This is a genomic window from Gemmatimonadota bacterium, assembly GCA_039715185.1.
GTDB lineage: Bacteria > Gemmatimonadota > Gemmatimonadetes > Longimicrobiales > RSA9 > DATHRK01.
In genome coordinates, this window is the sequence record JBDLIA010000144.1 from 1 (window position 1) to 4752 (window position 4752).

The following is a 4752-nucleotide window of genomic DNA, read 5'->3' on the forward strand; positions in this document are numbered from 1 at the left end:
GGCATTCGGCTCGCGCTGCATCCCGCGGCTGCGGCGTTGGAACTCCTTGCCGTAGCGACGGCTACGGCGCGTCGTTCCGCCTTGCCCCGCGGGCGCATCGCGCGCCTCGGTGCACACGGGACTTCCGCGCCGGCACACTAGGGTGGAGAGGGCCTCGACCGATTCGGCGGCAGGCGGTGCGGCGCGTGCCCGCCGACGTCCGGAACCTCGGGGTACGTAGGGGGCATAGAGTAATGATGCCTGGCCACACCCGTACGGGAGCGCGAACGTGATCGTATCGCTCGCCTACGAGGAAATAGCCTCCGTCCGAGAGGGAGCGGAGCTGGCGCTCGAGCCGGCCCCGACTGGCGGAGCCGTGGCCGCACCCCCCGAAGAGCTCGCCTACGCCGAGACTCTACGCTCCACAGAGGGCGAGATCTCGCTCACCACGCTGGCCGAGCAGCGTGCCGCACAGAGGGCCCTCGAGCTGATCCTGGCCGCGGCCCGCGAGCGCATGGACGCGCTGGTGCTGGCCCAGAACGTGGGCTCGGACGATTCCGTAAACGCCTACTTCGACTACGCGCACGTGCTCACTGTGCTGGACCGGGTGCGCGGCGCCGGCCGCAACATGTCGGCTATCATCGAATTGCTGACCGGTAGGCCGCCGACCCCCGCTTCCGCCGCCGACATCACCTTCCCCGATTGATCGATACGCCCGTCTTCATCACGGGGGCGTCCCAGGGTCTGGGGCGCGCCCTGGCGCTGGCGTTCGCCAAGCCCGGCGCCCGCCTGCTGCTGTGCGCGCGCGGCGCCGCCGCCCTGCGGCGGGTGGTCGACGAGGCGCGGGATGCGGGGGCGGAATGCCTGGCGCGACCCGTGGACGTGACCGACGAGGCGGCCCTGGCGGCGTTGGTCGCGGAGGCCGTGGAGGCGTGGGGGCCGGTGGGCGTCCTGATCAACAACGCGTCCGCGCTCGGCCCGCGCGCGAGCCTCGCGGAGCACGATCCGGCAGGCTGGCGGGCGGCGCTGGACGTGAACCTGACCGGGGCCTGGCTGGCCAGCCGGGCGGTGCTGCCGGGCATGCGCGCCGCCGCCGCCGGATCGATCATCAACGTCACCTCGAGCGTGGGCGCCGAACCCAGGGCCGGTTGGGGCGTGTACGCCGTGTCCAAGTGGGCGCTGGAGGGTTTCACCTGGAACCTCGCCCTGGAGGAGGCCGCCTACGGCGTGCGAGTCAACGCGGTGAACCCCGGCAGCATGCGCACCGACATGAGGCGCGCGGCGTACCCCGACGAGGATCCGGCCACCGTGGTCGATCCCGCCGGGCGCGTGGGGGTGTTCCTGTGGCTCGCGTCCGACGCGTCGGCCGGGGTGACCGGTCGCCGCTTCGACGCGCGCATCTGGGCGTCCGGCGACCCGGGCAGGCAGGGCGGCTGAAGCGGGCGCCTCGCCGCTAGCCTCCCCCCACGGTTCGCACCTGGCCCCGCTGGATCCTCCCGATGGTGACGCCCTTGTCCGGTACGTCCCCGTTGGCGTCGAACGCGATCGTACCGGTGACCCCCTCGAACGCGGGCCGGCTCGACCCGACCTCCGCGAGCCAGTCGCGGATGGCCGCGCGGTCGGACCCGGCGTCGGCGATGGCCGCGGCCACCAGCCGCAGCGCGTCGTAGGTCAGCGCCGCGAACGCGTCGGGAGGCGCGCCGTAGCGCTCCCCGAACGCGGCCACCCAGTCGGCGGCCGCGGCGCCCGTCACGTCGGGCAGGAAGGGCGCGCTGACGTACACGCCCTCGGTCACCGCGCCGGCCTCCTCCACCCCCAGCAGCCCCTCACCCCCCAGAATCGGGCCGCCGAAGCCCAGGCGGCGCGCGGCGCGGATGATCGACGCCGCCTCGTCCGCGAATCCGGCGATCACGAGGGCGTCCGCCGAGCGCGCCATCGCCCGCTCGATGTAGGGCTCCACAGCGGTGGAGTCCTGCGTGGTGGCCGTGAGAAACGGATCGCGGGACACGATCGTCCCGCCGCCGCCCTCGAAGGAGTCGGCGAAGCTGCCGAGCACCCCGCGGCCGTAGGCATCGTTCGCGTACAGGACCGCCGGCCGGCTGCGCCCGAGCCGCCCGAGCAGCCAGTCCGCCAGCGCGGGTCCGTGCTCCAGGTCGCTTGGGCACACGCGGAAGCTCCAGTCACCGGCGCGGGTGATGTCCGGGCTGGTGGCCGACGGCGACACCGAAACCAGGCCGGAGTCCTGGTAGACGGGCGCCGCGGCGAGCATCGCACCGGAGGTGACGTGCCCCACCACCGCGGCCACCGTCGGGTCGGCCACGAACTCGCTCGCCACCTCGATGGCGCGCTCGCGGTCCGCTGCGTCGTCGCGGATGACCAGCTCGACCGGGCGCCCGCCGATGCCGCCCTGGGCGTTCAGCTCGTCCTGGAACATGAGCGCGGCGGCCTGCATGGACTGGCCGTACACGAGCTGGGTGGGTCCGACGACGCCGATGCGGATCACGTCGTCGGGCGCTTCGCCGCACGCGGCGAGGGCCGCGAGCAGGGCGGCGACGCCTAGCGGGAGACTGGCCGCGCGCGGGGGCGCGTTGAGCAGAAGTCGCGACACTGTCCTAGGGGGTCGAGTGAGCCGGGCCGATACGAGCCCAATGTGCGCCCCGCCGCTCTCCCGCGCGAGCCGGGCGGGCGCGAGATCAGTCCCCGAAGCCGATCCCCAGCGCGCGCGCAGTCTGCACGATGTCGCCGTCAACGGGGACGCGCTTCAGCTCGCGGATGGCGTGATCGATGGGCACTCCGCGCACGTTCGGCGGGTCGAGCGCGACCATGTGGCCGAAGCGGCCCTCACGGACGAGGCGCACGGCGGCCGCGCCGAAGCGCAGCGCGATCAGGCGGTCGTATGCCGTCGGGGTGCCGCCGCGCTGCAGGTGGCCCAGCGCGAGCGAGCGCGTCTCGTGGCCGGTGCGCTCGCCGATCTCGGCGGCTAGCACTTCGGCGATGCCCCCGTAGCGGCCTCCCTCCACGGTGTGGATCTCTCCGCCCGCCGCGTGCGCCCCCTCGGCGGCGACCACGATCGCGAAGCTCGGACCGGCCGCCCAGCGGTCGTTCACGGTATTGCAGACCGACTCGATGTCGAAGGGAATCTCGGGGATCAGGATCACGTCGGCGGTGGAGCTGACGCCGGAGTAGAGGGCGATCCAGCCCGCGTCGCGGCCCATGACCTCCACGACCATGACGCGTTCGTGGCTCTGCGCCGTGGAGTGCAGCCGGTCCAGCGCCTCGGTGGCGGTCTGCACCGCGGTATGGAAGCCGAACGTGACGGACGTCGCGGCGAGGTCGTTGTCTATCGTCTTCGGGACGCCGACGATGGGCACGCCGAGGCCGCACAGCCGCTCGGCGATGTGGAGCGTCCCGTCCCCGCCGATGGCGATGAGGGCGTCGATTCCGAGCCGGTCGATGGAGGCGATGAGCTCGGCCGATCGATCCACCCTCTCCACCGTCCCGTCCTCTTTCTCCACGGGCCAGGAGAAGGGGTTGCCGCGGTTGGTCGTGCCGAGGATGGTGCCGCCCACGTGGGTGATCCCGCGCACCGACTCCCTGTCCATGACGATGACGTCGCCGTCGCCCAGTAGCCCGTCGAAGCCCCGGCGGATGCCAAGCATCTCCCAGCCGTGATTCAGGCCAGCAACCACCGCCGCGCGGATCACCGCGTTCAGCCCGGGCGCGTCTCCGCCGCCCGTCGTGAGGCCGACGCGGCGTATTTCGGGTGTGATCATGCGAATCGAGGGGTGAGCATGGGCCGAAGCCTGTGGCGCGAAGGCCGGGGTGTCAAACGGAGGGGCTGGGAGTCTCTACAGGGCCGGTCGGAGTCGCACGTCTATCGCCACCATGGCCCCGCCCTCGGGGTTCAACTGGAACGCCGAGCACAGCACCCGCGTGGGCTTGCGGGGGTCCGGGCCGGTCGCGCGAAACTCGACCCGGAAGCGGCCGGCGCCCAGGTCCTTGACCCGCGCGTCGTGGTACGGAGGCAGGGTCCAGTCTTCGCCGAGCTCGCGCTGGACCACCTCGCCCGACTCGACGTGGCAGGAGCGGGCCGCGGCGACGCGCGCCGGGTTGGCGATGCGGCTCAGCTCGTCGCCCGCGTAAAGGCCGTCCAGGACCGCGGCCAGGAAGATGATGCCCGCGGCCAGGGCGGCGTAGCGGGCAGCCGACCCGCGGCGTTTGCGCGCACGGGCGCGCGTGACTCGGCGGCGTTCGCCGGCCGCGGCGTCGTCGGGACGCGGGTGCCGTCGTCGGTCGGACGTCATGAAGCTCGCAAGGCGGTGGATTCTGTCACGGACCTGTTAGATTGACGGGCGCGCGGAGCGTTTCGTCACGTACCTGAGTGTGCAATGGTACACTAGAATGCGAGCGGCGTCCCGATGGTGACAGAGAAAGATGTCCGCAAGGCCCTGCGGACGGTAAAGGACCCGGAGGTCGACCTCGACCTGGTCGTGCTCGGGCTGATCTACGACATAGACATCAGCGACGCCCACGTGGACATCACGATGTCGCTGACGTCGCCCATGTGCCCCGTGGCCAACGAGATCGTCGAACAGACCAAGGCCGCGGCGGAGTCCGTGGACGGCGTGGACTCGGCGGCCGTCGAGCTCACCTTCGAGCCGCAGTGGACCGCCGATCGCATAGACCCCCTGATCCGCGCCTCGCTCGGGCTCTGAGCGAGGCCGCTCACTCTCCCGCAGGCCCGCCGGGAAGCGCGAAGGCCACCACGTAGTC

Annotated in this window: 6 protein-coding genes; 3 read left to right on the forward strand and 3 right to left on the reverse strand. The window is 72.3% G+C overall.

From position 1 onward, the window contains the following. Nucleotides 1-268 precede the first annotated feature (268 nt). Both ABFS34_15750 and ABFS34_15755 read left to right on the forward strand, forming a co-directional pair. On the forward strand, nucleotides 269-685 hold the full coding sequence (locus tag ABFS34_15750) for a hypothetical protein (GenBank protein ID MEN8376881.1): 417 nt from the start codon (nucleotides 269-271) through the stop codon (nucleotides 683-685). Next, entirely contained in the window at nucleotides 682-1416 is a 735-nt protein-coding gene (locus tag ABFS34_15755; protein MEN8376882.1) for an SDR family oxidoreductase, read from the forward strand. Before ABFS34_15750 ends, ABFS34_15755 begins: the two co-directional genes overlap by 4 nt. Before the next feature lie 16 nt (nucleotides 1417-1432). On the opposite strand, the gene ABFS34_15760 is transcribed toward ABFS34_15755, so the two are convergent. From ABFS34_15760 to ABFS34_15770, 3 genes are all read right to left on the reverse strand, one after another. Beyond that, nucleotides 1433-2587, reverse strand: coding sequence for an ABC transporter substrate-binding protein (locus ABFS34_15760; GenBank protein ID MEN8376883.1), 1155 nt, complete (start codon nucleotides 2585-2587; stop codon nucleotides 1433-1435). 85 nt (nucleotides 2588-2672) lie between these two features. Then, nucleotides 2673-3752, reverse strand: coding sequence for an ATP-dependent 6-phosphofructokinase (locus tag ABFS34_15765; protein ID MEN8376884.1), 1080 nt, complete (start codon nucleotides 3750-3752; stop codon nucleotides 2673-2675). Nucleotides 3753-3827: 75 nt separating this feature from the next. Next, the gene (locus ABFS34_15770; GenBank protein ID MEN8376885.1) at nucleotides 3828-4283 is read right to left on the reverse strand and encodes a hypothetical protein; all 456 of its coding nucleotides are present in this window, start codon (nucleotides 4281-4283) and stop codon (nucleotides 3828-3830) included. Between the two features lie 114 nt (nucleotides 4284-4397). Here ABFS34_15770 and ABFS34_15775 point away from each other — a divergent pair, with 114 nt between their 5' ends. Beyond that, nucleotides 4398-4694: a metal-sulfur cluster assembly factor gene (locus ABFS34_15775; GenBank protein MEN8376886.1), complete on the forward strand. Its 297-nt coding sequence runs from the start codon at nucleotides 4398-4400 to the stop codon at nucleotides 4692-4694. Nucleotides 4695-4752: the final 58 nt, after the last annotated feature.

Excerpts from the sequence above, each read along its gene's own strand:
- ABFS34_15770 (MEN8376885.1), bottom strand. The coding sequence starts at position 4,283 with ATGACGTCCGACCGACGACGGCACCCGCGTCCCGACGACGCCGCGGCC.
- ABFS34_15775 (MEN8376886.1), top strand. The coding sequence starts at position 4,398 with ATGGTGACAGAGAAAGATGTCCGCAAGGCCCTGCGGACGGTAAAGGAC.
- ABFS34_15765 (MEN8376884.1), bottom strand. The coding sequence starts at position 3,752 with ATGATCACACCCGAAATACGCCGCGTCGGCCTCACGACGGGCGGCGGA.